General features: G+C 70.5%; 23 protein-coding genes and 2 pseudogenes. 19 read left to right on the top strand and 6 right to left on the bottom strand.

The window, feature by feature from the left end; genetic code table 11:
• The first annotated feature begins 593 nt into the window (after window positions 1–593).
• The 8 genes and pseudogenes from ACZ4Z3_RS37520 (at window position 594) to ACZ4Z3_RS37485 (ending at window position 8,262) form a co-directional block, all read left to right on the top strand.
• Complete coding sequence (locus tag ACZ4Z3_RS37520; RefSeq protein ID WP_468505255.1) at window positions 594–1,937, top strand: enolase C-terminal domain-like protein; 1,344 nt, start codon at window positions 594–596, stop codon at window positions 1,935–1,937.
• Window positions 1,938–2,297: 360 nt separating this feature from the next.
• A complete protein-coding gene (locus ACZ4Z3_RS37515; protein WP_468505254.1) occupies window positions 2,298–3,341 on the top strand; it encodes a zinc-dependent alcohol dehydrogenase in 1,044 nt (347 codons plus the stop codon).
• On the top strand, window positions 3,338–3,658 hold the full coding sequence (locus tag ACZ4Z3_RS37510) for an SDR family oxidoreductase (RefSeq protein WP_468505253.1): 321 nt from the start codon (window positions 3,338–3,340) through the stop codon (window positions 3,656–3,658). The genes ACZ4Z3_RS37515 and ACZ4Z3_RS37510 overlap by 4 nt, the downstream gene beginning before the upstream one ends.
• Window positions 3,655–3,882 carry a hypothetical protein gene (locus tag ACZ4Z3_RS37505; RefSeq protein WP_468505252.1) on the top strand — a complete coding sequence of 76 codons (228 nt, stop codon included), beginning with the start codon at window positions 3,655–3,657 and terminating at the stop codon, window positions 3,880–3,882. The genes ACZ4Z3_RS37510 and ACZ4Z3_RS37505 overlap by 4 nt, the downstream gene beginning before the upstream one ends.
• Window positions 3,831–3,965, top strand: a pseudogene (locus tag ACZ4Z3_RS37500) (sugar kinase); the annotation flags it as partial. The gene ACZ4Z3_RS37505 and the pseudogene ACZ4Z3_RS37500, both read left to right, overlap by 52 nt.
• A 221-nt stretch (window positions 3,966–4,186) precedes the next feature.
• Window positions 4,187–5,080 (top strand): amidohydrolase family protein, encoded by an 894-nt coding sequence (locus tag ACZ4Z3_RS37495; RefSeq protein WP_468505251.1) that lies wholly within the window; start codon window positions 4,187–4,189, stop codon window positions 5,078–5,080.
• A 126-nt stretch (window positions 5,081–5,206) separates the two neighbouring features.
• Window positions 5,207–5,449: a lactate racemase domain-containing protein gene (locus ACZ4Z3_RS37490; protein ID WP_468505250.1), complete on the top strand. Its 243-nt coding sequence runs from the start codon at window positions 5,207–5,209 to the stop codon at window positions 5,447–5,449.
• 1,059 nt (window positions 5,450–6,508) lie between these two features.
• A pseudogene (locus ACZ4Z3_RS37485) lies at window positions 6,509–8,262 on the top strand (MMPL family transporter).
• A 176-nt stretch (window positions 8,263–8,438) separates the two neighbouring features.
• On the opposite strand, the gene ACZ4Z3_RS37480 reads toward ACZ4Z3_RS37485, so the two are convergent.
• On the bottom strand, window positions 8,439–9,389 hold the full coding sequence (locus ACZ4Z3_RS37480) for an expansin EXLX1 family cellulose-binding protein (protein ID WP_468505249.1): 951 nt from the start codon (window positions 9,387–9,389) through the stop codon (window positions 8,439–8,441).
• A 127-nt stretch (window positions 9,390–9,516) separates the two neighbouring features.
• Between ACZ4Z3_RS37480 and ACZ4Z3_RS37475 the strand changes: the two genes are divergently transcribed.
• Both ACZ4Z3_RS37475 and ACZ4Z3_RS37470 read left to right on the top strand, forming a co-directional pair.
• Window positions 9,517–9,765 carry a hypothetical protein gene (locus ACZ4Z3_RS37475; protein ID WP_468505248.1) on the top strand — a complete coding sequence of 83 codons (249 nt, stop codon included), beginning with the start codon at window positions 9,517–9,519 and terminating at the stop codon, window positions 9,763–9,765.
• Entirely contained in the window at window positions 9,683–9,940 is a 258-nt protein-coding gene (locus ACZ4Z3_RS37470; RefSeq protein WP_468505247.1) for an RICIN domain-containing protein, read from the top strand. Before ACZ4Z3_RS37475 ends, ACZ4Z3_RS37470 begins: the two co-directional genes overlap by 83 nt.
• A 235-nt stretch (window positions 9,941–10,175) precedes the next feature.
• On the opposite strand, the gene ACZ4Z3_RS37465 is transcribed toward ACZ4Z3_RS37470, so the two are convergent.
• The 4 genes from ACZ4Z3_RS37465 to ACZ4Z3_RS37450 form a co-directional block, all read right to left on the bottom strand.
• The gene (locus tag ACZ4Z3_RS37465; RefSeq protein ID WP_468095364.1) at window positions 10,176–10,877 is read right to left on the bottom strand and encodes a FadR/GntR family transcriptional regulator; all 702 of its coding nucleotides are present in this window, start codon (window positions 10,875–10,877) and stop codon (window positions 10,176–10,178) included.
• A gap of 78 nt (window positions 10,878–10,955) precedes the next feature.
• Entirely contained in the window at window positions 10,956–11,999 is a 1,044-nt protein-coding gene (locus tag ACZ4Z3_RS37460) for an ABC transporter permease (protein ID WP_468505246.1), read from the bottom strand.
• Between the two features lie 2 nt (window positions 12,000–12,001).
• The gene (locus ACZ4Z3_RS37455; RefSeq protein WP_468505245.1) at window positions 12,002–13,597 is read right to left on the bottom strand and encodes a sugar ABC transporter ATP-binding protein; all 1,596 of its coding nucleotides are present in this window, start codon (window positions 13,595–13,597) and stop codon (window positions 12,002–12,004) included.
• A gap of 147 nt (window positions 13,598–13,744) precedes the next feature.
• Window positions 13,745–14,794, bottom strand: coding sequence for a sugar ABC transporter substrate-binding protein (locus tag ACZ4Z3_RS37450; RefSeq protein ID WP_468095370.1), 1,050 nt, complete (start codon window positions 14,792–14,794; stop codon window positions 13,745–13,747).
• Between the two features lie 866 nt (window positions 14,795–15,660).
• On the opposite strand from ACZ4Z3_RS37450, the gene ACZ4Z3_RS37445 reads away from it, so the two are divergent.
• The 8 genes from ACZ4Z3_RS37445 to ACZ4Z3_RS37410 all read left to right on the top strand — a co-directional run bounded on the left by ACZ4Z3_RS37445 (window position 15,661) and on the right by ACZ4Z3_RS37410 (window position 22,828).
• Window positions 15,661–16,512, top strand: a complete 852-nt coding sequence (locus tag ACZ4Z3_RS37445; protein ID WP_468505244.1) for a fumarylacetoacetate hydrolase family protein — start codon at window positions 15,661–15,663, stop codon at window positions 16,510–16,512.
• An 11-nt stretch (window positions 16,513–16,523) separates the two neighbouring features.
• Window positions 16,524–17,861, top strand: a complete 1,338-nt coding sequence (locus tag ACZ4Z3_RS37440; protein ID WP_468505243.1) for an L-fuconate dehydratase — start codon at window positions 16,524–16,526, stop codon at window positions 17,859–17,861.
• Entirely contained in the window at window positions 17,858–18,631 is a 774-nt protein-coding gene (locus ACZ4Z3_RS37435; RefSeq protein WP_468505242.1) for an SDR family NAD(P)-dependent oxidoreductase, read from the top strand. The genes ACZ4Z3_RS37440 and ACZ4Z3_RS37435 overlap by 4 nt, the downstream gene beginning before the upstream one ends.
• Window positions 18,628–19,638: an aldo/keto reductase gene (locus ACZ4Z3_RS37430; protein WP_468505241.1), complete on the top strand. Its 1,011-nt coding sequence runs from the start codon at window positions 18,628–18,630 to the stop codon at window positions 19,636–19,638. The genes ACZ4Z3_RS37435 and ACZ4Z3_RS37430 overlap by 4 nt, the downstream gene beginning before the upstream one ends.
• Window positions 19,635–19,946, top strand: a complete 312-nt coding sequence (locus tag ACZ4Z3_RS37425) for an L-rhamnose mutarotase (RefSeq protein ID WP_468095377.1) — start codon at window positions 19,635–19,637, stop codon at window positions 19,944–19,946. Before ACZ4Z3_RS37430 ends, ACZ4Z3_RS37425 begins: the two co-directional genes overlap by 4 nt.
• 13 nt (window positions 19,947–19,959) lie before the next feature.
• Window positions 19,960–20,700, top strand: coding sequence for a (Fe-S)-binding protein (locus ACZ4Z3_RS37420; RefSeq protein ID WP_468505240.1), 741 nt, complete (start codon window positions 19,960–19,962; stop codon window positions 20,698–20,700).
• The gene (locus ACZ4Z3_RS37415; RefSeq protein WP_468505239.1) at window positions 20,697–22,196 is read left to right on the top strand and encodes a LutB/LldF family L-lactate oxidation iron-sulfur protein; all 1,500 of its coding nucleotides are present in this window, start codon (window positions 20,697–20,699) and stop codon (window positions 22,194–22,196) included. The genes ACZ4Z3_RS37420 and ACZ4Z3_RS37415 overlap by 4 nt, the downstream gene beginning before the upstream one ends.
• 164 nt (window positions 22,197–22,360) lie before the next feature.
• Window positions 22,361–22,828, top strand: a complete 468-nt coding sequence (locus tag ACZ4Z3_RS37410; protein ID WP_468505238.1) for a LutC/YkgG family protein — start codon at window positions 22,361–22,363, stop codon at window positions 22,826–22,828.
• A gap of 142 nt (window positions 22,829–22,970) precedes the next feature.
• On the opposite strand, the gene ACZ4Z3_RS37405 is transcribed toward ACZ4Z3_RS37410, so the two are convergent.
• Entirely contained in the window at window positions 22,971–23,993 is a 1,023-nt protein-coding gene (locus tag ACZ4Z3_RS37405; protein ID WP_468505237.1) for a LacI family DNA-binding transcriptional regulator, read from the bottom strand.
• Window positions 23,994–24,203: 210 nt separating this feature from the next.
• On the opposite strand from ACZ4Z3_RS37405, the gene ACZ4Z3_RS37400 reads away from it, so the two are divergent.
• Window positions 24,204–25,025, top strand: coding sequence for a glycoside hydrolase family 16 protein (locus ACZ4Z3_RS37400; RefSeq protein WP_468505236.1), 822 nt, complete (start codon window positions 24,204–24,206; stop codon window positions 25,023–25,025).
• Window positions 25,026–25,065: the final 40 nt, after the last annotated feature.

Below are 25,065 nucleotides of genomic sequence, written 5' to 3'. Positions count from 1 at the left end.
GCTTGCCGGGCACGGCGGTGTCGATGTCGGTACCGAGCGAGGGCGCGGAACAGCCCGGCGGCGCGCACGGCCTCCCAGCCGGGTGCGGGTTCCCCGCCGCTCTGGTGCATCGAGACGGCAAGCCCGCGTGCCGCGCCGACGTGGGAATAGGCCACCGCGGCCTCGGGGGAGGAACACTGCGGGCCCTGGACCGCGGAGCGCAGCGCGGTCTGCCAGGTGTGCGGGTGGGCGTTGACCGGGCCCGGGATGACGGGATTGTCCATCAGTGTGCAGGAATGCAGAGCCTTTGACGCTGTCGGGCATGCCATGTCCTACCGGCGTCCGTGGCGAGTTCGCGCTACGGAGTAGCGGGGATTGGTCGGATGCTTCTTGCGGGAGCGCGTCGTGGCTTGCTCGACGGAAAACGATTCGACCTGCTCCCTTCCTTGCACTCTGGACGGCAGGGCGTGTGAGGCTTTATAAATACATCCTATCTTTAGTGGGTGGTGTTCCCCAGGCCATCTCGCGCATCGCGACGGGCCAACCGGCCTCCTCCGCCGCCCACATCTCGTCGTCAGAGGCCGCATCGCCCCTGCCCGCACTGGAGTTGCGCCATGCCATCCGCCCCGTCCGCTTCCCCGGCACCCCCGACCCCTGCCCGTATCACCGCCCTGGACGTCCTGGACGTGCGCTTCCCGACCTCCGAGCACCTGGACGGGTCGGACGCGATGAACCCCGAACCCGACTACTCCGCCGCGTACGTCGTCCTGCGCACCGACGCCGGCGACGGACTCGAGGGCCACGCCCTGGCCTTCACCACCGGACGCGGCAACGACGTTCAGGCCGCCGCCATCGCGGCCCTGGCCCCGCACGTGGTGGGACTCTCGGTCGAGGAGGTCTGCGCCGACCTCGGCGCCTTCTCCCGCTCTCTCGTCCACGATCCGCAACTGCGTTGGCTGGGACCGGAGAAGGGCGCCATCCACATGGCCACCGGCGCGGTCGTCAACGCCGCCTGGGACCTCGCCGCCAAGCGCGCCGACAAGCCCGTGTGGCGCTTCCTCGGTGAAATGTCGCCCGAAGACCTGGTCGCTCAGGTCGACTTCCGCTGGCTCAGCGACGCCCTCACCCCCGAGGAGGCCCTGGACATTCTCAAGCGCGCCGAACCGGGCCGTGGCGAACGCGTCAACCGTCTGCTGGAGGGCGGTTACCCCGCCTACACCACCACCCCCGGCTGGCTCGGCTACTCGGACGAGAAGCTGGCCCGCCTGGCCCGCGAGGCCGTTGCCGACGGTTTCACCCAGATCAAGCTGAAGGTCGGCGCGGATTTGGAGGACGACGTGCGGCGCATGCGCACCGCCCGTGAGACGGTCGGCGACGGCATCCGCATCGCGGTGGACGCCAACCAGCGGTGGGACGTGCAGCCCGCGATCGACTGGATGAGCGCCCTGGCCCCTTACGAGCCCTATTGGATCGAGGAGCCCACGTCCCCCGACGACATCCTCGGTCACGCCGCCGTCCGCAGGGCCGTGGCCCCCATCAAGGTCGCCACCGGCGAGCACATCGCCAACCGGGTCGTCTTCAAGCAGCTGATGCAGGCCGGGGCGGTGGACATCGTGCAGATCGACTCCGCCAGGGTCGGCGGCGTCAACGAGAACATCGCGATCCTCCTGCTCGCCGCGAAGTTCGGCGTGCCGGTCTGCCCCCACGCGGGCGGGGTGGGCCTGTGCGAGATGGTCCAGCACCTGTCGATGTTCGACTACGTCGCCGTCTCCGGCACCACCGAGGACCGGGTCATCGAGTACGTCGACCACCTGCACGAGCACTTCGTCGACCCGGTCCGCATCGCCGACGGCCACTACCTGGCGCCGACCCTGCCCGGACTGAGCGCACAGATGCACCCCGCCTCCCTCAAGGAGTACACCTACCCCGACGGCCCCGTCTGGACCACCCGTGTCTGACGCCCCCGTGTCTGACGCCCCTGGTCGACGCCCTTCATGCGCGGGACTCGGGCCGTCTCCTCACCGGCGGGGCGAGTCCTGTCACGCGCCCAGCCGACGCCTCTGCGGCGTCGACGCCCTCCGGCGGTCGCGCCCGCTCCTCGCTTCGCGGAGGCCGGTGAGCGCCGGCCTGGTCCCCGACTGTGCACCGCACGCAGATGGTCCCGGAGACGGGCCGCACACCCGCGAAGTGTCGGCCGACTGTTCGCCGGCGAGCGCCAGGCAGCGCTCTCCACTACGGCGACCACCTTTCACAGACCGCCCTGACAAGAAGGACGAGGACACCATCGGCGTCCGCGCTGAAGGGACCCTGACGACACGATGACACTCGCCGTCCGTTACATCTCCGCCCGCACCCTCGACACGGCTGCCGCGGGGCCTTCCTCTCCCGGACCGGGTGAGGTGGAGGTGGCTCCCGCGTACGTCGGCATCTGCGGCACCGACCTGCACATCTTCCACGGCGACATGGACGCCCGGGTGGCCGCGCCCGCCGTCCTGGGACACGAGATGGCCGGCCGCGTCCTGCGCGTCGGCCCGGGCGTCGAGGGCTGGCAGCCGGGCGACGCGGTCACCGTGATGCCGCTGCGCTGGGACGACACCTGCCCCGCCTGCCGCAACGGCCACCAGCACATCTGCCAGCACCTGGACTTCATCGGCATCGACTCTCCGGGCGCGATGCAGCAGCGCTGGACCGTGCCCGCCTCGACGCTCATCCGGCTGCCCGACTCCCTTCCCCTGGACCGTGCCGCGCTCGTCGAGCCGACGGCGGTCGCCGTGCACGACGTGGGCCGGGCCCGGGTCGCCGAGGGCGAGCAGGTGGTCGTGGTCGGCGGCGGCCCCGTGGGCATCCTCATCGCGCTGGTCGCGCGAGCCGCGGGCGCCGAGGTCCGGGTGGTGGAGCTGAGCGCCCACCGGCGGCTGCTCGCCGAGGAGTTGGGACTGACGGCGTGGAACCCGGCCGACGTCGACGTGCCGCGGCTCGTGGAGCAGTGGACCGGGGACGCGGGCGCGGACGTCGCCTTCGAGGTGTCCGGCGCGGCGGCCGGCGTCGACACGGCGGTCGACGTGCTGGGCGTGCGGGGCCGCCTGTGTCTTGTGGCCATCCACTCCCGCCCCCGTGAGGTGAACCTGCATCGCTTCTTCTGGCGCGAACTGACACTCGTGGGCGCCCGTTTGTACGACCGCTCCGACTTCGAGACGGCGGTGACCCTGGTTGCCGACGGCACCATCCCGGCCGACCGGCTGATCAGCAAGGTCGTGCCGCTCACGCGGGCGCCCGCCGCCTTCGAGGCCCTGGAGGGCGGCGGCGACGTGATGAAGATCCTCGTGGACTGCACCGACGACGCTCAGGGAGCCGCCGTATGACCGCCTTCGACCTCACCGGAAAGCTCGCCGTCGTCACCGGCGCCCGGCGCGGGATCGGCCGGGCCATGGCCCGCGCGCTCGCCGAGGCCGGGGCCGACGTCATCGGCGTGAGCGCCTCGCTGGAGGAGTCCGGCAGTGCGGTGGAGAAGGATGTTGACGACCCGGTGCGCAGCAGGGCGATCCTGGACCGCATCCCGGCAGGCCGCTGGGGCAGCGCCGACGACCTCGCGGGCGCCACCGTGTTCCTGGCCTCGGACGCGGCAGCGTACGTTCATGGCACGATCCTTCCGGTCGACGGTGGGTGGCTGGGCCGATGAGCGGCGCCGACCTGACCTCCGTGCTGGCCGGCGCCCGGATCATGCCGGTGCCGGCCGTGGCCCACCCGGCCACCGCCGGCCCGCTGGCCGACGCGCTCGCCGCGGGCGGCGCCCGGTGCGCGGAGGTCACCTTCCGCACACTCATCGAGGTAGTCCGGAGATGCCGTGAGCCGGCCTGGAGCGCGCCCTGGTCTACGGCACCGCCCACGGCGCGCTCACCATGACCACGCCCGGAGACGTCTTTATGGCCTCGCTCGCCGAGGTCGAGGCGCTCATTGGGGGCGGGTCGGCCCACGTCAGACGCTGACCGGCGCCCCGCCCACGGATCCCAGGAGCACGTCTTGCACCAGCGGAAGATCCGGAACACGTCCGTGCCCTCATCGAGGTGGGCTTCGGGGCGTCGGTGATCGGCAACCACCACCCAGCGCGCAGAGCTGGGATTATGCACGGGTCTGCGCTGAGCCTCCGAAGATCCGGTCGTGGCGTCACTGTCCGCATCGGATCGCACGACCTCCAACCGGAGAGACCATGACCAGGATCGACGCACATCATCACATCTGGCGGCCGGTGTCCGCCTCTCGCACGGTGGCGGACACCGGCCCGCGCCGCCGCGCGCACCACTGGCTCGACAAGCCGGACATGGCCCCGCTACGGCGGGACTTCACCCTGGAGGATTTGGCACGGGAGGCCGCGGCGGTGGGGATCGACCGCACGATCCTGGTCCAGGTCCTGCCGGAGACCGACGAGAGCGCGGAGTTCCTGACCCTGGCCGCGAGGACCGGTCTGGTGGCAGGGGTCGTCGGCTGGGCCGACCTGACCTCCAACCGCCTCTCCCACACGCTGTCCGCGCTGCGGACAGCGCCCGGCGGCGAACTCCTGGTGGGACTGCGCCACCTGGTCCAGAGCGAACCGGATCCCGACTGGTTGACCCGACCCGACGTACACCGGGGCCTGCACGTGGTCGCGACCGCGGGCCTCACCTACGACCTGCTCACCCTCCCGCACCAACTGCCCGCCGCCATCGCCACCGCACGAGCGCTGCCGGAACTGACGTTCGTCCTCGATCACCTGTCCAAACCCCCCATCGCCCGGGGGGAACTCCAGCCGTGGGCGTCACTGATCCGTGAGCTGGCGGCGCAGCCCAACGTGTTCTGCAAGCTGTCCGGCATGGTCACCGAGGCCGAGTGGGACCACTGGAGCGCCTCCACGCTGCGGCCCTACGCCGACGTGGTGCTGGACGCCTTCGGACCGGAGCGGGTGATGTTCGGCTCGGACTGGCCGGTGTGCCTGCTGGCAGCCTCGTACGACCAGGTCGTTGCCGCCGCCGAGGAGCTGACCGTGGGCCTCACCGAAGCCGAGTGCTCCGAGGTCTTCGGCGGTACGGCGACTCGCGCCTACCGACTGAGGAGGGAGGACCTGTGAAAGTGCGTTTCGCCCACGGGCGCGCGCGGCGACCGTTCTCATGCCGGCCCACTGAGGCAGCCGCGGACCAGACGGCCGTACTGCGCTCGGCGCTGCACAACTTCTGTCGCCGGGCCACCCATTTAAGTGATCATCCTGGTCGCCACAGGCACCCACCGCGGCAACAGCGAGGCCGAGCTGCGCCAGATGCGCGGCGGCGAGACCGTGGACCGCGTGCGGATCGTCGACCATGACGCCCGCGATCCGGGACAGCTGACCTGGATGGGCAGGTACGGCGACGACGTGCCGGTGTTGCTCAACCGTGCGTGGGCCGAGGCGGACGTCCGGATCACCACCGGCTTCGTCGAGCCGCACTTCCCGCGAACCTGAAACTAACCGGCGGCATCTCCGCCACTGTCCCCGAGACACTCGCCGCCGCGGGCCCCGGATCCAGGGTGTGCGTCCTGCTGGCGGGCCCGTCAGACCATTCCCTGCTTCAAGGGGGTCCGGGCGTGAGCGGGACCGCTACGGCATCCAGGCCACCCCGCCCCGCCCGGCCCGCTTCGTTCGCGTCGAGTCCGCGTTGCGCGCGCTTCCGGCCGCGCACGGAATCACGAGGGCGATCTCAGGGTCCGCCACCTGGGCGACACCGTCCGCGTCGAGGTGGACGCTCCGCTTGCTGACCGCGTGTCCGTGCTGCCCGGCCTCCGGCGGACACTGACGGCGACCGGATTCGGTGAGATGCCGCAACGGGTCGAACCCTTTCGGTCCGGACGACTCAACTCCGAAACCACGGCGCACGAAGCCCTGACGTCGTCCAGCTCATGAACCCGATGGAGCCGGTCAGTCGGGCCGTCCGAAGGATCTTGCCGTGTCAGTTGGCGGGCGTGGACGTCGTCAGCTCTGTGAACAGCCGGTGCGTGGCGGGGCTGTTCCCGCCCCGGTGGGCCACCGTGCCTCGGGGAGCGGGGCGATCGTGTCCTCGACGCTCGCGTCCCCGAATGTGGCCTGCGCGACTCGGTAATACAAAACAGGCGCTCAAGAGGGCCTCGGCGGCCGGTGGTCGAGTTGTCCGAACGGGTCAGGTCGTCGAGTTGGCCGCGAAGGTGTGGACACCGGCGCATTACCCGGCTCCTTGATGCTGTCCCCCGGTCGCAGGCCTCCAGGGCGGCCATGGACCTGCCCGCCGCGACGCCCTCCCGCGCCGCCGCCGGACCGGCCGGCCCCGCACCGATCACGACGGCGGGAACCATGTCACGCAAGTGACTTGGGCAGTCGACTTGAGCGAGTAATAAAGTCGATCGCGCGGATCGATCCGAGTCGACGTGCGGCGCTGCACCGCCCTCCATGTCCCCAACCGCTCGGCTGCCGGAGCCGAGCCGCCCACTGCTCGTCCGGCGTCCGTGTCGAGGCGTCCGGGAATCCCTCCACCGACTTTGGGAGGTCGTCATGGCTGTCCTGCTCCACCGGCTGGGCCGAAGTGCCTACCGCCACCGCAAGCTGGTGCTCGGCATCTGGCTCGTGGTCCTGGCCGCGCTCATCACCTGCGTCGGTGTCTTCGGCGGCAAGCTCGACGACCGCTTCACCGTGCCGGGGACCGACTCGCAGCGGGCTCTGGACACGCTCGGCAGGACGCTGCCCGAGGCCTCCGGAGCGGCTGCCCAGATCGTCTTCACCGCCCCCGAGGGCCACCGCGTCACCGAGGCCCCCCATACGGCGGCCATCGCCGGAGCCGAGGCGGCGGCCGCGAAGGTGCCCCAGGTCATCGCCGTCATAGGTCCGACCACCTCCGGCGCCGTCTCGACCGACCGGACCACCGCGATCGTGCAGGTGCAGTACTCGGTGCACTCAGTGTCATCGGCATCCCGTTCCTGACCACGATGGGCCTCGGCGCCGCCGGCGCCGTTCTCATCGCCGTCCTGGCCGCGATCACGCTGCTTCCGGCTCTCGCCGGATTCCTCGGCGCCCGGCTGACCCCCAAGGCCGGCAGCAAGGCGGCCCGGCGGGCCGTCGACTCCGGCGAATCCACGGGAAGGGCCGCTTTGGGCACCCGCTGGGTGAAGTCGGTCGTCGCCAAGCCCCTGCTGACCGTTCTGGCCGTCGCCGGCATCCTGGTGGCGCTCGCGCTCCCGGCGGTGGACCTGCGTCTCGCCCTGCCGGACAACGGCTCGGCCCCGGTGAGTTCCACCGAGCGGAAGGCGTACGACGTGGTCGGCGACAAGTTCGGCCCCGGCTTCAACGGCCCGTTCCTGGTGCTGACCGAGACCCGCACCGGGCCCGGTGAGCAGGCGGGCACTCAGGTCGCGCACAAGCTGCGGAATGTCAAGGGTGTCAAGGCGGTGCTGCCCCCCGTGCCCACACGCGATCCCGCGCAGACCGTCATCCAGGTCATCCCCGAGACCGGTCCCGACAGTGCCCGCACCGGCCGCCTCGTCCGCGACATACGGGCCGCGGCCCCGGACATCCGCGAGACGACCGGAGCGAGGGGCGCGGTCACCGGAACCACCGCCGTCAACATCGACGTCTCCAACCGGCTCAGCGACTCCCTGCTGCCGTTCATGGCGATCGTCGTCGGGCTGAGCCTGATCCTGCTGACCATGGTGTTCCGCTCGCTGCTGATCCCGCTCAAGGCCACCGTCGGATTCCTGCTGTCGGTCGGCGCCGCGCTCGGCACGGTCGTCGCCCTGTTCCAGTGGGGCTGGCTGGCGGACGCCTTCGGCCTGGACCACACCGGTCCCGTCGTCAGCTTCCTGCCGATCATCCTGGTCGGCGTGCTGTTCGGACTCGCCATGGACTACGAGGTGTTCCTCGTCTCCGGGATGCGGGAGGAGTGGGTCCACACCGGCGTGGCCCGCGGGTCGGTGATCGACGGCGCGCGGCACAGCGTACGGGTCGTCACCGCGGCCGCCCTGATCATGTTCACCGTGTTCGCCGGGTTCTTCCCCCTCGACGACGCCCTGATCAAGCCCATCGCCTTCGCGCTGGCCGTCGGCGTGGCCATCGACGCCTTCGCCGTCCGCATGACCCTGGTCCCTGCCGTCCTCGCCCTCGCCGGACGACACGCCTGGTGGCTGCCCGCCTGGCTCGACCGTGTCCTGCCCGACCTGGACGTCGAGGGCACACGTCTGCAGAAGGCCGTAGCAAAGCCCAGCGAGCCCGCCTCGGAACCAAAGCCCGCCTCGGAACCCGTGCTGGTGTCCTGAGCCGGGACGCATCCCAGTCACGCGGGCGGCTGCACAGCGACGCTGTGCAGCCGCCCCTTACGCCGTGCGGCGCGTGCGTCACACTGTCGGCAACGGCCGGCCGCCGGTGCGCGGCCGTCGCCCATGCCCTCAGGACGTCGAGGGAAACCGTCGGTGGCTTCGGACGGGCGGTGGGCTCAGTGCCGGGCGAACTGGACCTGAGTAGGTTGGACGACATTCGGCCGCACCGTGAGTCCGGTGATGGTCAGCCGTTCGCCGTAGATGTCGGTGAGTCTGATCGCACCGCCGCACCCGCTGCCGTCGGCGGAGGTGAAGTAGTTGTAGGAGGTGCGGGGCAGTTTCCGCCAGCCGCCTGCGGTGCGGACCTCCAGCCCGGTGACCGGATTCCTGTGGTTGATCGCCTGGATGGCGCACCAGTACTGGCTGGACCCGGTCTTGTACCTGATGGAGATCGTGCCGACCGTGCTCGGGCTGATCAGGCTCCAGGTGATGGGGAGTCGGCCGACCTTAAGGTCGGCGAGTTTGGCGAAGGCCTGTTCACTGAGGTCGATCTGCCCGGGGGCGCAGGGCGAGGGGCATTCGTTGGTGATCCGTACAGTGACGGACTTGCCGTTGGCCGCCCGGACGAGCACGTACGCGCCGCATGCCTTGGACGTCTCGTAGTCGGTGGTGTTCATGGCCGCGATCATGAGGTCGGAGCTCGGGCCGAACAGGCAGGCGCCGTCTCCGACGCCGGCCTTGTAGGCGGTGGCGACGCCCCGATAGGTAGCGCCGGGCTTGATCCGTCCTGCTGACGGGGTCGTGGTCGACGCCTCTCGCCGGGGCTGAGAGGCGTCTTCGGGCGACGGCGCCGCTGTCGTCGTCGCGGAAGCCTTCGGGCTGGGGGAACCGGTCGGGCTCGCCATCGCGCTCGGGGTGCTTGTCTTGGTGGCCGGGGCGGTGGCGGCCTTCTTGTGGGAGGTGGCGAAGGGGGCAGCCGCGGCAGGTTTCGCATCCTCGGTGCGGTCGGGTGAGGACCACATGAGCAGGTAGGCGAGAACGCTCACGGCGGTCAGCGCCACCGTGCTGCCCAGGATGAGCCTGCGTCTGTGTCTGCGCTGCCGCGCGGCCTGCCTTGGAGTGTTCATTACTGTCCGTTTCGGAAGATCGAGACGTGGTGCACTACTCAGTGACCGCGGGAGGCGAAAAGGTTGCCGATGATTTCTCGGAGCCCTGGCGCCGACCCGGCTGGGAGACGGAGCGCCCCCGGACGGTGTGGTCGGCGCCGTCGCCACCGGCGGTTACGCCGACGTCAGCGGACTGCGCCTCGGCGGCCGCACCGCCAAACCGGCACGGGTGTCCACCACGCTGCCCGGCAACGGCAACGGCAACGGCAACGGCAACGGCAACGGCACCGTCTACCGGCTCGTCGCCCGGCACAGTGGCAAGGTCGCCGACGTGGAAGGCGGGGCCCATCCGGGCGGACGCCCCCCAGCAGCACCGGGCCGTCACGCTCACCGGTGACGGCTACTACGTCCTCATCAACCGCTACAGCGGGCTCTGCCTCGCCGTCGACGAGGGCAGCACCGCCGACGGAGCCGACATCGATCTGCGTCACGCACCGTTGTCGGCGATACGGTCGTCCCCTGCACTGACGTGGACAACGTCCCACTCGCCTCACAGCAGGGCCACTTCCTGAGGCGCCGGAACCGCACCGCCGGCTGCCGTCGCTTCGGGCACCGACCTCTGCTCGTACACGCCTGGGCCGGTCATGCCGTCCCGATGGTTACGGGTCAGGGCTGGAGTGCTGTTCGGCAGAGCAGTGGTGTGCCACTTCGGTATCGCCCCCGTACGTACGACGTCCCCATGACTGCCGCCCGGCCGGCATGGGAGGGGGCGTCGGGCGGCGGCGGGAGCACGGGGGACGGGCGCGGTCAGCCCGCGAGAGGTTCCTCCGGTGCCTCGCTCAGACTGGCCGCCAGCCACTGTTCGACGGCGGTGATGTGCACCGTCGCGGCCGAGGCGGCCAGCAGCGCGTCGCGTGCCTGCAGGGCGCCGAGGATCTGCTGGTGGTCTCGGTGCGCGTTGTCCACGGTGCGCCGGGCCTGGCTGCCCCGGACGATGCGTACCCGCTGGGTGCGGGTGGACAGCACGCGCAGCAGCATGGACAGCACCGGGTTGCCGACGGCTTCGACGATCCTCACGTGGAAGGCGATGTCGTGGACGATGAACTCCTCGACCGTGGCGGCCGACTTGGACCGCTCCAGAATGTCGCCGAGTTCCTGCAGGTCCTCGGAGGTCAGCAGGGCGGCGGCCAGCCCGGTCGCCTGTGGCTCCAGGAGTCTGCGCACCTGGAGCAGTTGCAGGGCGGTCCGTCCCTGGGAGACGTCCGAGGCGAAGGAGAGCGACTCGAGGAGGAGATGGGGCTCCAGGCTGGACACATAGGTGCCGTCCCCTTGACGCACGGTGAGGATGCGCATGGCGGTGAGCGCGCGGACGGCCTCGCGCAGCGAGTTGCGGGACAGGCCCAGCTGCGCGGCGAGTATCTCCTCCTTGGGCAGGCGGGAGCCGGGCGCGAGTTCGCCTGCGACGATCATCGCCTTGATCTTGTCCATCGCCTCGTCGGTGAGTGCCACGTGCGTGCCTTCCTGCGCGGGGGACGTACGAGCGCCGCTCCGCCACTCGGCACGGGGCCGGGGCGGAGGGGGCGACCGCTACTCCTGCTTCTCGCCGGAGGCGAAGCGGGAGATGATCAGGGCGACGATGATGATGGCGCCGTTCAGGAACTGGTTCCACAGCGCCGGTACGCCCGCCAGAGTCATGACGTTGACGACGAGCTGGAGCGTCAGGACTCCCGTGAGGGCGCCGAACACGGAGCCCTTTCCGCCGTTCAGGCTCACCCCGCCGATGACGGTCGCGGCGAAGACCTGGAAGATCCAGCCGCTTCCCTGGGTGGCGGAGATGGAGCCGTAGTGGCCGCTGTAGAGGATGCCGGCGAACGCGGCGAGCAGGCTGCCGAGGATGAGGACGGCCCACACGATCCGGTCGACGCGGATGCCGGCGGTGCGGGCCGCCTCCGCGTTGCCGCCGATGGCGAACAGCGCCCGGCCGTGCCGCAGCCAGGCCAGCGCGCTGCCCCCCGCCGCGAACAGCACCGCGCAGATCCAGATGGCCGCAGGTACGCCGAGCCAGGACGCCTTGCCCAGGTAGGTGAACGAGGACGGTAGCTCCACGATCGACTGGCCCTCGGAGAGGGCGACCTGGAGGCCGCGCAGCATGGTCAGACCGCCGAGGGTGACGATGAACCCGTTGAGGCGCAGCTTGAGGATGAGGAAGCCGTTCAGGACGCCGATCGCCACGCCGACCAGGAGGCACAGCGGAACCGCCGTCCACTCGGGGAAGAGCCCGAGCCCGGTGAACCGCCCACCGGTCGTCGGCAGGACGAGCCATACGGCGATGACCGGGGCAACGCCGATGGTCGACTCCAGCGACAGGTCCATGCGCCCGCAGATGAGGATCAGTGCGGTGGCCAGGACGAGCAGGCTCAGTTCGGTGGACTGCTGCGCCACACCGATGAGGTTGTCGGCGGTGAGGAAGGCCGGCGAGACGATGAAACCGATCAGACCCAGCACGAGGATGGCCGGGACCAGGGACAGTTCACGGAAACGACCGAGATCGAGTCGGCGCCGGGCGGTGTCCGCCGCGGCCTGCTCCGTTGTGCTCGGTGCGGGCTCCGTGACATCTGTGGTGGCGGACATGTCTACCTTCCGTGCTGGTGAGTGCCGGACGCCGCGGACGCGGCGGATGCAGTGCTGGTGTCGGCGACGCCCTCGATGGCGGCGACGAGGTGCTCGTCCTTCCAGCCGCGGTCGAACTCGGCGACCACCCGTCCGTGGAACATGACCACGACGCGGTCGCAGGTTCTGAGGTCGTCCAGTTCGTCGGAGACGATCAGGGCGGCCTTGCCCTCGTCGGCGGCCCGCCGGATCCTGCCGAGCAGGAACTCCTTGGACTTGACGTCGACGCCGTTGGTGGGACGGATGGCCACCAGGACGTGAGGGTCGGTGGCCAGGGCGCGGGCGACGACGACCTTCTGCTGGTTGCCGCCGGAGAGCGCGGAGACCGGGGTGGCGGCCGCCGGGGTCTTGATGTCGAGGTCGCGGATCATGCGCTGGGCGAAGACCCTGGTCCGGGCGGGCAGGACGGTGCCGAACGGGCCGAGCTGGTCGGTGACGGTGAGCGTCGCGTTCTCCGCCACGCTCCGGTTGTTGACCAGGCCCTGCAGATGGCGGTCCTCGGGGACGAAACCCACTCCGGCGGCCAGGGCGGACGGCACGCTGCCGGTGCGCACGACTCTGCCGCCGACGGTGATCCGGCCGTCCTTGGCACGGTGCAGACCGGCGACGGTCTCGCCCACCTGCACATTGCCGCTGGCCGTGGCTCCGGCGAGCCCGACCACCTCGCCGGAGCGGACCGCCAGGGAGACGTCCTCGCAGGCGCCGGGCAGGGTGAGGGCGTCGATGCGCAGCAGCTCCGTGCCGTCGGCCGGTGCGGCCGGGGAAGCGCTCGCGGGGCCTGCGGCGACGGTGGCCGCGTCGCCGGTCATGGCCTCCACGAGGGAGTGGTGCCCCAGTTCGGCCACGGGTGCGGTCAGGATGTGGCGGGCGTCGCGGTAGACCGTGACGGTGGTGCAGAGGTCGTAGACCTCCTGCAGGTGGTGGGAGATGAAGAGGAAGGCGACACCCTGCTCCTGCAGGTCCCGGAGCTTGTCGAAGAGGCGGCCGATGCCGCGGGCGTCGAGCTTCGCGGTCGGCTCGTCCAGGATGATGAAACGGGCACCGAAGGACAGCGCGCGGGCGATCTCCACGAACTGCCGCTGCTCGACGGTCAGGTCCCTGGCCCGTGCGGCGGGGTCGACGGCCACGCCGTACTCGCCGAGGAGTTCCTCCGCACGCTGCCTGAGCTGCTTCCAGCGGATGGGACGCACCGCGCCGGGACTCTGCCGGTTCAGGAAGAGGTTCTCGGCGACGGTCAGATCACCGATGACGGTCGACCGCTGGTAGACGCAGGCGACCTTCGAGCGCCAGGCGTCGATGTCGCCGTAGGCGGGCGCCGGCGCACCGGAGAAGTGCAGCGAACCGGTGTCGGGCTGCTGGAGGCCGGTGAGGATCGACACCAGCGTCGACTTGCCGGCGCCGTTGCGGCCCACCAGGGCGTGCGCTTCGCCCTCGGCGATGCTGATGCGGGCGTCGCGCAGGGCGACGGTGGCGCCGAATCGTTTGCTGATGCCGGTCGCCTCGGCGACCGGGGCCCGGGTTCCAGGGCCGCTCGCCGGGCTGGTGGCGGTGTCCGCCATGGTGGATACCGTCCTTCGGGTACGGATGGTGGGGGCCGGGGATCGGGAACCGGGAGCAAGGAGCCGGCCCGATCCGGGTCGGGGGACCGCGGCCGGGGGAGGGGAATGAGGTCCCCCGGCGCTGACGCGGCCGGTGGCTGCCGGTTGTCAGCCGACGTTGTTGCCCCACAGGGACTTGTCGTCCACGTTGTCCTTGGTCACCAGCGGGGCGGGCAGCTGGTCCTCCAAACCGTTCGGGATCTTGACAATGGTGGAGTCGTGGTCGGTCTTGCCCGGCTTGAAGGTCTTGCCCTCGGCCGCGGCCTGGGCGTAGTAGAGGGCGTACTTGGCGTAGAGGTCGGCGGGCTGGGAGACGGTGGCGTCGATCTGACCCTTGCGGATGGCGTCGAACTCCTGCGGGATGCCGTCGTTGGAGACGATGCTGATGTGGCCCTTCTGGCCCGCCGGCTTGAGCAGCTTCTTCTGTTCCAGCAGTGCCAGGGTGGGCTGGAGGAAGACACCGCCGGCCTGCATGTAGATGCCGTTCAGGTCCGGGTGCTGGGCGAGCAGCGACTGGAGCTTGGCGGAGGCCACGTCGCCCTTCCAGTCGGTGGGCAGCTCGAAGACCTTGATCTTGGGGAACTTCGTCTTCATGCACTCGGCGAACGCCTCGGAGCGGTCGCGTCCGTTGATGGAGTCCAGGGCGCCCTGCAGCTCGGCGACCTTGCCCTTGCCGCCGAGTTGCTTGCCGAGGAACTCACATGCCTTGGTGCCGTACGCCCGGTTGTCGGCGCGGACCACCATGTAGACCTCACCCTTGTCGGGCCTGGTGTCGACACTGACCACGGGGATCTTCTTGGACGCGAGGGTGTCGAGGGTGGAGGCGATGGCGCCGGTGTCCTGGGGCGCCATGACGACGGCCTTCGCTCCGGTGTTCTCGAAGACCTGGACGTTGGCGACGAGCTTGGTGACGTCGTTCTGCGAGTTGCTGATCGGCAGGGCGTTGACGCCGTCCGTCTTGATGCCCTTCTTCAGGTACTGCGCGTAGGAGTTCCAGAAGTCGGAGTCCGAACGCGGAAGGTCGATGCCGATGGCCGGCTTGTCACCGCCCGAGCCGCCCGACTCCGAGCCGCTCCGGTTGCACGCGGTGGCGAGGGCGAGGACCGCGAGCACGGCGGTGGCGGCTGTGGCAGTGGAGCGGGTGCGAGTGAGCTTCATGGCCGTGTTGTCTCCTTTGACGGGGCGGAGGACCGCGAGACAGCGATGAGAGGGAGGCGTACTCGCCTGCCGGAGAGGACGGGCGAGGCCGCGGGCCGGGCAGAGGGTGGCCCGGCACAAGGCAGTGCGGGACCGCGCCCGAGGGGGACGGGAAGGAGGGAGAGTCTGCCCGAAAGACGCAGGCCAGAGGCTGTATCCGACGGTTCGGAAGGGCGCCGGGGGCCCCCGGGCCATTCCTCCGATGTCTCTCGGACGTCGAGGACGTTACGACGGGGTTGCCGAAGTTGACAAGACTACGTGGCCGTTGAATTGGGCAGCAGGGCGAAACCATGCCGAGCGGCCCCGTACGAACGCGTCAGACGGACTGGTGAGCCAGGCTGTGACCTGTGCCTATGCCAGGACAGTCGATCGGGTTGCACCGAGCGGCCGCGCCTCACGATTCGGCAACGGCCGCTGCGTCCGCTGGGCCGTCACGCCGACGGAACGGCGCCGCCGGGCTGCTGTCACCCACTCCGGCCAGGGTCGGCGGTACACGGCCAGGGCTGCCACCAGCGGAGTCTCCCCCATCTGGCTCGCACGGAGTCATCGGATGAAACATCGGTGGCCACCCCCGCATCAGCGGCGAGCAGGGTGTAACTCCCCGTCATGTCCGAGTGAACGCTCAGGTCAGGGAAAAAACATCCGAGGAATCCGTTGTCAGCGAGTTTCCTTACGTCTACAGTCTCGATGCCGCCATTCATCCGATGACTGAGGGGGTGGGCCGCTGAGGCTCTCCGCACGGTCCGGTCGGGGCGCTACCGGCGGCAATGGCCCGTACGACCGACCGTCACTCCCTCCCTGAACCCCCTATGGCAAGGGAAACGCCAGTGAAACTGCTACGAGTCGGCGCCCCCGGCGAGGAGCGGCCCGCTGTCCGCACCGACGACGGCCGGCTGCTGGACCTGTCCTCCGTGACCTCCGACGTCGACGGCGCGTTCCTCGCCTCGGACGGCATCGACCGTGCCCGCGCCGCGGTCGCGGCAGGAGCCCTCCCCGTTGTGGACGCTGACGGCCTGCGGATCGGTCCACCCGTCGCCCGCCCCGGAAAGATCGTCTGCGTCGGTCTGAACTACCGGGACCACGCCGCCGAGACCGGTGCCGCGATCCCGGAGCGGCCGGTGGTGTTCATGAAGGACCCGGTAACCGTGGTCGGGCCCTACGACGAGGTGCTCGTCCCTCGGGGCTCGGTGAAGACGGACTGGGAGGTCGAGCTCGCGGTCGTCATCGGCCGCCGGGCCCGGTACCTGGACGGCCCCGAGGCCGCGCACGCCGTCATCGCCGGGTACGCGATCAGCCATGACGTCTCGGAGCGTGAGTTCCAGCTGGAGTACTCCCCGCAGTGGGACCTCGGCAAGTCCTGCGAGACCTTCAATCCCCTCGGGCCCTGGCTGGTCACCGCCGATGAGGTCGGCGACCCGCAGGACCTCGGGCTGCACCTGAGCGTCAACGGCGTGAAGCGGCAGGACGGTCACACCAGCGACATGATCTTCCCGGTCGACCACGTCGTGGCGTACCTGAGTCAGTACATGGTCCTGGAGCCGGGCGACGTGATCAACACGGGTACGCCCGCGGGCGTGGCTCTCGGTCTGCCCGGCACTCCTTACCTCCGCCCCGGCGACATCGTCGAACTCTCCGTCGACAGGCTCGGCAGCCAGCGCCAGACCTTCGGCCAAGCGTGAAAGGCACCCCCTTGACTGCCAACTCAGCCCGGATCACCGCGGTCGACACCTACGACGTCCGCTTCCCCACCTCGCGGGAGCTGGACGGTTCCGACGCGATGAACCCGGACCCCGACTACTCCGCCGCCTATGTCGTGCTGCGTACGGACGCCGGTGACGGGCTCGAAGGCCACGGTTTCACCTTCACCATCGGACGCGGCAACGATGTGCAGGTCGCCGCGATCGGAGCCCTGCGCCACCACGTCGTGGGCCGTTCCGTCACGGAGCTGTGCGCCGACCCGGGCTCGCTGAGCCGCGACCTGATCGGCGACAGTCAGCTGCGCTGGCTCGGCCCCGAGAAGGGCGTGATGCACATGGCGATCGGCGCCGTCGTCAACGCCGTGTGGGACCTGGCCGCCAAGCGAGCCGGTCAGCCACTGTGGCGGCTGCTCGCCCACGCCGAACCGGAGTGGCTGGTGTCCCAGGTCGACTTCCGCTACATCGCCGACGCCCTCACCCCCGAGGACGCCCTCACCCTCCTGCGCGAGGGCCGCACGGGGCTCGACGAGCGCGAGGCCGTGCTGGTGAACCGCGGATACCCGGGCTACACGACCTCGCCCGGCTGGCTCGGTTACTCCGACGACAAGCTGACCCGGCTGGCCAAGCAGGCGGTCGCCGACGGGTTCACCCAGATCAAACTGAAGGTCGGCGCGGACCTGGCGGACGACGTCCGGCGTCTGCGCACCGCCCGTGCCGCCGTCGGTGACGGCATACGCATCGCCATCGACGCCAACCAGCGGTGGAACGTGGACGAGGCGATCCGCTGGACCGACGCGCTCGCCGCCTTCGACCCGTACTGGATCGAGGAGCCCACCAGCCCCGACGACATCCTCGGACACGCCGCCGTGCGTGAAGCGGTCGCGCCGGTGAAGGTGGCCACCGGCGAACACGTGCAGAACCGCATCATCTTCAAGCAGCTCCTCCAGGCCGGAGCCCTGGACGTGCTCCAGATCGACGCCGCCCGCGTCGGCGGGGTCAATGAGAACCTGGCCATCCTGCTGCTCGCCGCGAAGTTCGGGGTGCCGGTGTGTCCGCACGCCGGCGGGGTGGGGCTGTGCGAGCTGGTGCAGCACCTGTCGATGTTCGACTACCTGGCCCTGTCCGGTACCACCGAGAACCGCGTCATCGAGTACGTCGACCACCTCCACCAGCACTTCACCGTGCCCGTGGTGATGCGCGACGGGCACTACACCGCGCCTCTCGCACCGGGTTTCTCCGCCACGATGAAGGAGGAGTCCATCGCCGAGTACCGCTACCCGGACGGGACGTTCTGGGTGACCGACCGCGCCGGACGGGAGGAGGTGGCATGACCGGGATGTCAGGCCTCAGAGCCATCGTCACCGGCGGCGGGTCCGGCATCGGACTGGCCACGACCCAGACGCTGGCCGCGCAAGGCGCGGCGGTGGCCGTGCTCGACCTGGAACCGTCCGCGGTGCCGGAGCCGCTGTACGCCCTCAAGGCGGACGTCGGCGACGACACCTCGGTCCGCCGCGCCGTGACGGAAGCGGCCGCGCGGCTCGGCGGCCTGGACATCCTCGTCAACAACGCGGGCACCGGCGCCGTCGGCACCGTCGAGGACAACCCCGACGAACAGTGGCACCGCGTCCTGGACGTCAACGTCCTCGGCATGGTGCGCACCACCCGCGCCGCCCTGCCGTACCTGCGGCGCGCTGCCACCGCCCGCCCGGGCACCGCGGCCGTCGTCAACATCGGCTCGATCGCGGCCACGGCTGGCCTCCCGCAACGCGCCCTGTATTCCGCGAGCAAGGGCGCCGTGCTGTCCCTCACCCTGGCCATGGCCGCCGACCACGTCCGCGAGGGCATCCGCGTCAACTGCGTCAACCCGGGCACCGCGGACACCCCCTGGGTGGCCCGGCTCCTGGGCGCCGCCGACGACCCCGAGGCGGAACGTGCCGCCCTGAACGCACGCCAGCCGATGGGCCGCCTGGTCACCGCGGACGAGATCGCGGCGGCCGTGGTCTATCTGGCGTCCCCGGCCGCCGCCTCCGTGACCGGTACGGCCCTCGCCGTCGACGGCGGCATGCAGGGGCTCAGACTCCGCCCGGCGGCCGACTCATGAGGACAGTGCCCCTGGGCGGCACCGGTGTCCGGGTCACCGAACTTTCGTTCGGTGCCGCGGGCATCGGCAACCTCTACCGCCCGGTCACCGCCGAGGCGGCCTTCGCCGCCGTGGACGCCGCCTGGGCCGCGGGCATCCGCACCTTCGACACCGCCCCCCACTACGGGCTCGGCCTGTCCGAGCGCCGCCTGGGCACCGCCCTGTGCGACCACCCCCGGGACACGTACACCGTGTCCACGAAGGTCGGACGGCTGCTGGAGCCGAATCCAGGGGGCGGCGGGGGCGACGACCTCGCGCACGGCTTCGCCGTCCCCGACACTCATCGGCGTGTCTGGGACTTCAGCGCCGACGGAGTGCTGCGCTCCCTGGAAGCGAGCCTGGACCGCCTCGGTCTGGACCGCGTCGACATCGCCCTCCTGCACGACCCCGACGACCACGCCGAGCAGGCCCTCACCGAGGCGTATCCGGCGCTGGAGCGGCTGCGGGACGAAGGTGTCGTCAAGGCGATCGGCATCGGAACCAACCACTGCGCGCTGCCCGCCCGCTTCCTGCGGGAAACCGACATCGACGTGGTCCTGCTCGCCGGCCGCTACACCCTGCTGGAACAGGAGGGGCTCGCCGAGGTACTGCCCGGGGCCGCCGCCCGCGGAAGGAGCGTGATCGTCGGCGGGGTGTTCAACTCCGGGCTGCTGACCGATCCGAGGCCCGGTGCGACGTACGACTACGCGCCCGCCCCGCGGTCCGTCCTGGACCGGGCCCTGCGGCTCAAGGCGATCGCCGCACGCCGCGGTGTGCCGCTGCGCGCCGCCGCCCTGCACTTCCCGTTCGGCCACCGGGCGGTCGCGAGCGTCCTGAGCGGAGCCCGTTCCGCCGAGGAAGTGCGCGACACCGTGGACCAGCTGCGGCACCCGGTCCCCGCCGCACTGTGGGACGAACTGCACGCCGAAGGACTGCTGGCCCCGGACACGCCGGCCCCCACCGCCACACCGTCGAAGGAGGCGCCATGAGAGTCGCCCTGCACACCAAGGTCCGAGCCGACCGCATCGCGGAGTACGAGGCGGCGCACCGCGAGGTCCCCGAGGAACTGACCGCGGCGATCCGCGCCGCGGGGGTCAGTGAGTGGACGATCTGGCGCAGCGGTACCGACCTGTTCCATCTCCTGGAAGTCGAGGACTACCCGGCGATGATCGCCGCACTCGAGAAGCTGCCGGTCAACATCGCCTGGCAGGCGAGGATGGCCGAACTGCTGGACGTCGTACACGACTACTCCGCCGACGGAGCCGACGCCTCACTGCCCGTGGTGTGGCAGCTGTGACCGGGACCCACCCATGCGCATAGCCCTCTTCATCACCTGCTTCAACGACACGATGTTCCCGGACACCGGCCGGGCGGTCACTCAACTCCTGGAACGCCTGGGCCACACCGTGGAGTTCCCGCAGGGCCAGACGTGCTGCGGCCAGATGCACTTCAACACCGGCTACCGCCCCGAGACCCTGCCGATGGTGCGCCGGTTCGCGGAGGTCTTCACGGGCTACGACGCCGTCGTCGCCCCCTCCGGCTCCTGCGCGGGCATGGTCCGCGACCACCACCGGGTGGTCGCCGCCCAGTACGGGGACAGCGCCCTCACCGAGGCGGTCGAGGAGGTGGCGCCGACGGTGTACGAACTGTCGGAACTCCTCGTCGATGTCCTCGGCGTCACCGACGTCGGCGCCTACTTCCCGCACCGTGTCACCTACCACCCGACCTGCCACTCCCTGCGCATGCTGCGCGTCGGCGACCGGCCACTGCGGCTGCTGCGCGCCGTGAAGGGCATCGACCTCGTCGAACTGCCCGCCGCCGACACCTGCTGCGGCTTCGGCGGCACCTTCGCCCTGAAGAACCACGAGGTCTCCAACGCCATGCTGGCCGACAAGATGCACCACGTCCAAGGCACCGGCGCCGAGTTCCTGTGCGCCGGCGACAACTCCTGCCTCACGCACATCGGCGGCGGCCTGTCCCGACTCCGCACGGGCATCGGAACCCGGCACCTGGCCGAGATTCTGGCCGCCACCGAAGGAGACACACGGTGAGCGGCGCCGACAACGTCGTGTGGCTGGGCACCCCGGCCTTCCCCGAGGCCGCCCGAGGGGCGCTCGCCGACACCCGGCTGCGGGCGAACCTGCGACGCGCCACCGGCACCATCCGGGACAAACGGCTGAAGGCAGCGGCCGAACTTCACGACTGGGAGGAACTGCGCGAGCGGGCGGCGGCGGTCAAACACCGCACCCTGCGCCACCTCGACCACCATCTCCTGCGGCTGGAGAAGGCGGTGACCGCCGCGGGCGGTACGGTCCACTGGGCCGCGGACGCCGCCGACGCCAACCGCATTGTCACCCACCTGGTGAAGGCGACCGGCGAGAGCGAGGTCGTCAAGGTCAAGTCGATGGCCACCCAGGAGACCGGCCTCAACGAGGCGCTCGCCGACGCGGGCATCCGTGCCTACGAGACCGATCTCGCGGAACTCATCGTGCAGTTGGGCGGTGACCGCCCCTCCCACATCCTCGTGCCGGCCATCCACCGGGGCCGCTCCGAGATCCGGGAGATCTTTCTGCGGGAGATGGGGGAGTGGGGCAGACCGGCCCCCGAGGGGCTCGGTGACGATCCCCGCGAGCTCGCCGAAGCCGCCCGGCTGCATCTGCGCGAGAAGTTCCTGCGGTGCAAGGTCGCCGTCTCCGGTGCCAACTTCGCCGCTGCCGACACCGGCACGGTGGTGGTCGTGGAGTCGGAGGGCAACGGGCGGATGTGCCTGACCCTGCCGGACACCCTCATCACCGTCATGGGCATCGAGAAGGTCCTGCCCTCCTTCGCCGACCTGGACGTCTTCCTGCAACTGCTGCCGCGCTCCTCGACCGGCGAGCGGATGAACCCGTACACATCGCTGTGGACGGGGGTCACCGAAGGCGACGGCCCCACGAACTTCCACCTCGTGCTGCTCGACAACGGCCGCACCGCCACCCTGGCCGACGAGGCGGGCCGCCAGGCGCTGTCCTGCATCCGCTGCTCGGCCTGCCTGAACGTCTGCCCCGTGTACGAGCGCACCGGCGGTCACGCCTACGGCTCCGTCTACCCCGGCCCCATCGGCGCCGTGCTCACCCCGCAGCTCGTCGGCGTCGAGAACGCGGCTTCCCTTCCCTTCGCCTCGACTCTCTGCGGCGCCTGCTACGACGCCTGCCCCGTGAAGATCAACATCCCGGAGGTGCTGGTCCACCTGCGCGCCGAGGCCGTGGAGGCCAAACGCCGTGGTCGGTTCCTGCCCACCGTCGAGGCGCTCGCCATGAAGGCCGCCGGATCGGTTCTGTCCTCCCCGACGCGGTTGGCGGCGGCTCAGCGGCTGGCCGCGCTCGGCGCCCGTCTCGTGGCCCGGGACGGCCGGATCGGGGCCCTGCCGGGTCCATTGGCCCGCTGGACGGGCACCCGGGACACGCCGGCGCCCCCACGGGAGTCACTGCGCGCGTGGTGGCGCAGGACGAAAGCCGTGAACGGAACAGAAGACCATACGACGACGAATGAGGAGGCGCGCCGGTGACCGGCCGTGACGCCGTTGTGCGGGCGGTGAGGAAAGCACTGACCGACGTGCCCCGCTCCGAGAGCCCCGATGACGCACCCTCTTCACCCGCCCACCGGACTGACCACGCGGCGCCGGACATCGTCGGGCTCTTCAGCGAACGCACAGCCGAGTACCGTGCCACGGTGGTCCGTGTTCCGGTGGCCCGGGCCGCCGTAGCGGTCCAGGACGCGCTGGTGCGGACCGGAGCACGTTCGCTGGTCGTCCCGCCGGGCCTTCCCGCCGACCTGATTCCCCAGGGACCCTGGTCCCGGCTGCAGGACTCCCCGCCGCTGACGCCGGGGCAGCTCGACGCGGCGGACGCGGTGCTCACCACCGCCGCGACCGCCATCGCCGTGACCGGGACCGTGATACTCGACCATGGCCCCGGCCAGGGGCGCCGGGCCCTGACCCTCCTTCCGGACCAGCACATCTGCCTGGTCCGCGAGGGCCAGATCGTCTTCGATGTGCCCGAGGCTCTTGGCCGCATCGATCCGTACCGGCCCCTGACGCTCGTGTCCGGTCCCTCGGCGACCAGCGACATCGAGCTGGACCGCGTCGAGGGCGTGCACGGACCGCGGACGCTGGACATCATTGTCATCGGGGACACGTAGCGGCCGGATCCGGGTGGCAGCAGGCGATGGTGGGCGATGTACCCGAGCGGTGGGCCGCCGGCACGGCCCAGCGAGTGGGAGCGCTCCCGAAACCCGTGGCGGTCGTCTCCGGCTCGGGACACCCGGCGGGCGACGACGCTCGTCACGCCGATTCACGGACCTGCAGCTGCGTGCGGAGGATGACGTGGCGGTAGGCCACCGACGGCTCGTCCATGTCCTCCAGGAGCAGCCGGATCATGGCCCGGCCCATCTCCTCCAGCGGCTGACGCACGGTGGTCAGAGGCGGATCGGTGCGCTGAGCCAGCGGAAAGTCGTCGAAACCGATCACGGCGACATCCTCCGGTACGCGCCGTCCCGCCGCACGCAGTGCATGCAGAGCCCCCGCCGCCGTGGTGTCCGACGCGGCGAGGACGCCGTCGATGTCCGGGTTCCGTTCGAGGAGTTCCGCCATGGCGCGGCGCCCGCTGTCCTCCGAGAAGTCGCTTTCGGCGACCAAGGACTCCTCGTACCTCAAGCCGGCAAGCGTCAGAGCATCCCGGTAGCCGCGCAGCCGGCACTGGGCGACGTACATGTCCAGCGGCCCCGTGATGGTGGCGATCGTTCCGCGGCTCCGTGCCAACAGGTGGGAGACGGCGCTGCGGGCACCGCCCACGTTGTCCGCGTCCACGTAACTGACGTACTCGTCGCCCGAGCGGCGGCCCAGCATCACGGTCGGCAGCCGCGCCTCGGCGAGCATGTCCGGGAGCCGGTCTCCCGCATGCACGGACAACAGCAGTACCCCGTCGACCCGACCGCCGCGCGCGTACTCCAGGAAGCGCTTGCGCTCGATGTCCGAGCGCACCAGCGTCAGCAGCAGTTGCATCCCGGTGTGCGCCAGCGCGTCCCCGAGCGAGCGGACGATCTCCGAGAAGAACGGCTCGGCGAACACGCGCCAGTCGGGCTCCGTCAGGACGAGAGCGACGGCATCGGTCCGCTGCCCGGCCAGGGAGCGCGCCGCGAGATTGGGAACGTACCCCAGCTCCTCGATGGCTCGCTGCACGGCTTCGCGCGTCGACTCCCTCACACCGGCCGCGTTGTTGATGACGCGAGACACCGTGCCACGCCCCACCCCGGCGTGAGCGGCGACCTCTTCCAGCGTTGGTGTACCGGGGCGTCGCCTGCCCATGACCACCTCCCCCACGAGATCATCCGATCTTACGGGGCGAAGGAACGGGGCACACGGCTTCCCGGCGTGACCCGTGCTGAGTCGGCCAGGTGACGACGTCGCGTTCGCGTCATTCATGAGTCAACGCGCTGTGCACATCCCCGGCTTCGTTCCGCGCACCGGGGGAGCGGCGCCGACACGGCAGGGGCCGTCGTCTGGGACGATGGTGGCATGGGTGAAGATGTCCTGCTGCTCCCCGATTCTCCGGCTCGTGAGCCTGACTTCGAGGACGATTTCGCCGGTCCGCAGCTCAGGAAGGATCGCTGGGTCGATCACTATCTGCCTCACTGGACGTCACCCGAGCGGTCTCGGGCACGCTACGACATCGACGATTCGGGACTCCGGCTGCGTATCGACGCCGACCAGCCGGACTGGCGAGAGGAGGACGCTCCGCTCCGTGTGTCCAATGTGCAGACCGGGGTGTTCTCCGGCCCGGTGGGCTCTCACCGGGGAACACACCGACACCGTTCCGACGGACTCGCCGTCCGCACGGAGACCCCCGAGCGGTTGCTCTGGGCGCCCACGGCCGGACGGGTGGAGGTGACGGTGAGCGCGAGCGTGGACGAGGGGTGCATGCTCGCGGCGTGGCTTGTGGGCACGGAGCATCTGTCGGAGGGGGAGAGCGGTGAGATCTGTGTCTTCGAGATCGACGCCGACGCCGTCGGCGAGGGGCGGAGTCACGCCCGGTGCGGGGTGAAAGCGCATTCGGACAGGCGGTTGACAACCGACATGACGGAAGTCGTCCTTCCCCTGGACGCCTCGAAACCCCACACCTGGACGGCTGTGTGGGGGCCATCGGGCACGATCATCGGCTGCGAGGGCGTCATGGTGAAGCGGACGCGTCAGGCTCCCACCTACCCGCTCTTCTTGATGATCGACCTGTTCGAGATCGGCCCACGCTCGGACGCCGAGACCTCCTACCCGAAGACCGCTCATGTCCACGGTGTGCGCGGGTGGAACGCACTCGAACAGTCGGAGACGGGTGCCTCATGAGAAAGACGGGACCCGCCGCCCGTCAGGCACGAGACTGGCG

It is taken from the genome of Streptomyces sp. NPDC030296 (genome assembly GCF_055572815.1).
Note: the sequence above shows the minus strand (reverse complement) of the source record. Positions and strands in the feature narration are given on the sequence as shown.

Coding starts and splice junctions, on each gene's coding strand:
- ACZ4Z3_RS37520 (WP_468505255.1), top strand. CDS start 594: ATGCCATCCGCCCCGTCCGCTTCCCCGGCACCCCCGACCCCTGCCCGT.
- ACZ4Z3_RS37515 (WP_468505254.1), top strand. CDS start 2,298: ATGACACTCGCCGTCCGTTACATCTCCGCCCGCACCCTCGACACGGCT.
- ACZ4Z3_RS37510 (WP_468505253.1), top strand. CDS start 3,338: ATGACCGCCTTCGACCTCACCGGAAAGCTCGCCGTCGTCACCGGCGCC.
- ACZ4Z3_RS37505 (WP_468505252.1), top strand. CDS start 3,655: ATGAGCGGCGCCGACCTGACCTCCGTGCTGGCCGGCGCCCGGATCATG.
- ACZ4Z3_RS37495 (WP_468505251.1), top strand. CDS start 4,187: ATGACCAGGATCGACGCACATCATCACATCTGGCGGCCGGTGTCCGCC.
- ACZ4Z3_RS37480 (WP_468505249.1), bottom strand. CDS start 9,389: ATGAACACTCCAAGGCAGGCCGCGCGGCAGCGCAGACACAGACGCAGG.
- ACZ4Z3_RS37460 (WP_468505246.1), bottom strand. CDS start 11,999: ATGTCCGCCACCACAGATGTCACGGAGCCCGCACCGAGCACAACGGAG.
- ACZ4Z3_RS37455 (WP_468505245.1), bottom strand. CDS start 13,597: ATGGCGGACACCGCCACCAGCCCGGCGAGCGGCCCTGGAACCCGGGCC.
- ACZ4Z3_RS37450 (WP_468095370.1), bottom strand. CDS start 14,794: ATGAAGCTCACTCGCACCCGCTCCACTGCCACAGCCGCCACCGCCGTG.
- ACZ4Z3_RS37435 (WP_468505242.1), top strand. CDS start 17,858: ATGACCGGGATGTCAGGCCTCAGAGCCATCGTCACCGGCGGCGGGTCC.
- ACZ4Z3_RS37430 (WP_468505241.1), top strand. CDS start 18,628: ATGAGGACAGTGCCCCTGGGCGGCACCGGTGTCCGGGTCACCGAACTT.
- ACZ4Z3_RS37425 (WP_468095377.1), top strand. CDS start 19,635: ATGAGAGTCGCCCTGCACACCAAGGTCCGAGCCGACCGCATCGCGGAG.
- ACZ4Z3_RS37420 (WP_468505240.1), top strand. CDS start 19,960: ATGCGCATAGCCCTCTTCATCACCTGCTTCAACGACACGATGTTCCCG.
- ACZ4Z3_RS37405 (WP_468505237.1), bottom strand. CDS start 23,993: ATGGGCAGGCGACGCCCCGGTACACCAACGCTGGAAGAGGTCGCCGCT.
- ACZ4Z3_RS37400 (WP_468505236.1), top strand. CDS start 24,204: ATGGGTGAAGATGTCCTGCTGCTCCCCGATTCTCCGGCTCGTGAGCCT.